Annotated in this window: 1 protein-coding gene; it reads right to left on the bottom strand. The window is 73.3% G+C overall.

Going from position 1 to position 3,067, the window contains the following annotated elements:
- Positions 1–3,067, bottom strand: a 3,067-nt coding sequence (locus tag ACFV7Q_RS38610; RefSeq protein ID WP_385435629.1) for an amino acid adenylation domain-containing protein, incomplete at both ends; no start/stop codon positions are given.

The following is a 3,067-nucleotide window of genomic DNA, read 5'->3' as shown; positions in this document are numbered from 1 at the left end:
CACCGGCTCGGGCGCGGGCAGCGCCGCCCGGTCCAGCTTCCCGTTCGGCGTCAGCGGCAGCGAGTCCAACAGCACGAACGCCGAAGGCACCAGGTAGTCGGGTAGGCGGTCGCGTAGATGCGCCGCCAGCGCCGCCGGGCTGACGACCGCGTCGGGACGCAGCGCCGCATGGGCGACGAGCCGGTCGTCCTGCGCGAGGACGGCGGCCCGGGCGACGGCGGGGTGTTCGGCCAGGGCGGCCTCGATCTCGCCGGGTTCGATCCGGAAGCCGCGCACCTTCACCTGGTCGTCGGCGCGGCCGACGTACTCCAGCTCTCCGTCGGTGCGCCACCTGACCAGGTCGCCGGTGCGGTACATGCGTGCGCCGTCCGTGGTGAACGGGCAGGCGACGAAACGGCCGGCGGTGAGCCCGGGCCGGTTCAGGTAGCCGCGGGCGAGTCCCGCGCCGGCGACGTACAGCTCTCCCACCACACCCGGCGGCACGATGCGCAGCCGCTCGTCCAGCACGTAGGTCCGGAAACCCGCGACCGGTCGGCCGATCGGTGGCACTCCCGACCCGGGCGAGAGCGGGTTGCTCATCGTCGCGCACACCGTCGTCTCCGTCGGACCGTACGCGTTGATCATCCGGCGTCCTGGCGCCCACCGGGCCACCAGCTCCGGAGCACACGCTTCACCCGCCACCACCAGGGTGGCGGCCGTGACGTCGGCGCCGTCCAGCGCCGTCAGGGCCGAGGGCGGCAGCGTCACGTGGGTGACGTCGAGCCTGCGGTCCGTCAGGGCCTCCAGCGGGGTTTCGGGCGGGGCCAGGACCAGGGCGGCACCGGTGAGCAGGGCGCTGCACAGGTCCCAGAACGACGCGTCGAAACTGGGCGAGGCGAACTGGAGCACCCGGCTGCCCGGCGCCACGCCCAGTCGCTCGACCTGCGCCGCCACCAGGCCCGTCACGCCGGCGTGGCTGACCATGACGCCCTTGGGTCGGCCGGTCGAGCCAGAGGTGTAGATCACGTAGGCCGGGTGTCGGACGTCGAGCGTGAGGTCCGGGTCGGTGTCGGGCCAGTTTCCCTCGGCCACTGCCGCCGGGTCGTCGACGACCACGGTGGGGTGGGCGTCGTCGAGCATGAACGTGATCCGTGCCTGTGGGTAGGAGGGGTCGATCGGCAGGTAGGCGGCTCCGGCCTTGAGTACGCCGAGGACGGCCACCACCGACTCCGTGGAGCGTGGCAGTGCCACTGCCACGATCTGCTCCGGTCCCACGCCGCGGGCGATCAGCGCGTGCGCGAACCGGTTCGCGCGAGCGTTCAGCTGGGCGTAGGTCCACTCGGTACCGTCGTGGACGAGCGCGACCGCGTCCGGCGTCGCCGCCGCCTGCGCCGCGAACATCTCCGGCACCGGCACGGAGCCCACGTCACGGGCGGCCGCGCTGCCACGCTCCAGCAGTCGGCGCCGCTCGTCGGCGTCGAGGAGGTCGATCCCTCCGATCGGCTGCTCCGGGTCCGCGGTGACCGCCTCCAGCAGCAGCGTCCAGCGACGGGCGAGGGCGGCGACCGTGTCCCGGTCGAACAGGTCGGTGGCGTACTCCACCGCGCCGATGATCCCGGCCGGGCTTCCGTCCGGCCCGAACCGTTCGCCGAGGTTCACCCCGAGGTCGAACTTGGCGGTTCCGGTGGCCACCGCGTAGGTGGTGACGTCCAGGCCGGGCAGCGAGAAACGGCCCATGGGGGCGTTCTGCACGGCGAGGACGGTCTGGAACAGCGGGTGGTGGGACAGCGACCGGGAAGGGTTCAGTACCTCCACCAGGTGCTCGAACGGCACGTCCTGGTGGGCGTACGCCGACAGTGCCGTTTCCCGCACCCGCCCGAGCAGTTCGGCGAAGCTGGGGTCACCGCTCGTGTCGGTGCGCAGGACCAGTGTGTTCACGAAGAACCCGACGAGCTCGTCCAGCGCCTGGTCCGTGCGCCCCGCGATCGGACTTCCGATCGGGATGTCGGTACCCGCCCCCAACCGCGTGTACAGCGCGGCCAACGCCGCCTGCAGCACCATGAACAGACTCGCACCCGACCGACGCGCCAACTCCGTCAACCCGACGTGCAGTTCGGGACTCAGCTCCAGGTCGACCTGGGCTCCGTCCCAGCGGGCGACGGCCGGCCGCGGCCGGTCGGCGGGCAGCGGCAGCAACTCCGGCAGGCCGGACAACTGGCGGGTCCAGTAGCCGAGTTGTTGGGCGAACCGGCTCTCCGGGTCGGCGGGGTCGCCGAGCAGGTCACGCTGCCACAGCGTGTAGTCGGCGTACTGCACCGGCAGGACCGACCAGTTCGGTGTGCGGCCCTCGCACCGGGCGGCGTACGCCTCGGCGAGGTCGCGGGCCAGCGGGCCGGTGGACCAGCCGTCACCGGCGATGTGGTGCATCACCAGCAGCAGCACGTGCTCCTGCGGCGCGAGCACGAACAGCTCGGCCCGCAGCGGCGGTTCCGACGACAGGTCGAAGGGCTGCCGGGCGGGCCCGGCCATCCGCTCGGGCAGTTCGGTCTCCGACACCGCGGTCAACCGCACCCGTGGCCGGGCCGTACCCGGGTCCAGGACGCACTGGTACGGCACGCCGTCGACCTCCGGGAAGACCGTCCGCAGGCTCTCGTGCCGGGCCACCACGTCGGCGAGTGCCCCGTCCAGCGCCGCTCCGTCGAGCGTCCCGGTCAGCCGGAGCGCCAGCGGGATGTGGTACGTCGCGGCGGTGCCGTCCATGCGGTGCAGGAACCAGAGCCGGCGCTGGGCGAAGGAGAGCGGTACCGCTTCCGGCCGCACGTGCGCCGTCAGCGCCGGGCGGGCGTGGCCGGCCCCGGCCAACGCCTCGGCCAGGCCAGCCGCAGTGGGCGCCTGGAAGAGCGCGCGCAGCCCCAGCTCGACGCCGAGCACCGCGCGGACGCGGGCGACCAGCCGGGTGGCGAGCAGGGAGTGCCCGCCGAGGTCGAAGAAGTCGTCGTCGACCCCGACCCGCGGCACGCCCAGCACCTCGGCGAACAGTTCGCACAGGATCTGTTCCTGCGGTGTGCGCGGAGCCCGGCCCGCCTCC

Origin of the sequence: Streptomyces sp. NPDC059851, assembly GCF_042732005.1 — a bacterium.
Taxonomy (GTDB): domain Bacteria; phylum Actinomycetota; class Actinomycetes; order Streptomycetales; family Streptomycetaceae; genus Streptomyces.
This window is presented reverse-complemented; position numbering and strand designations above follow the sequence as displayed.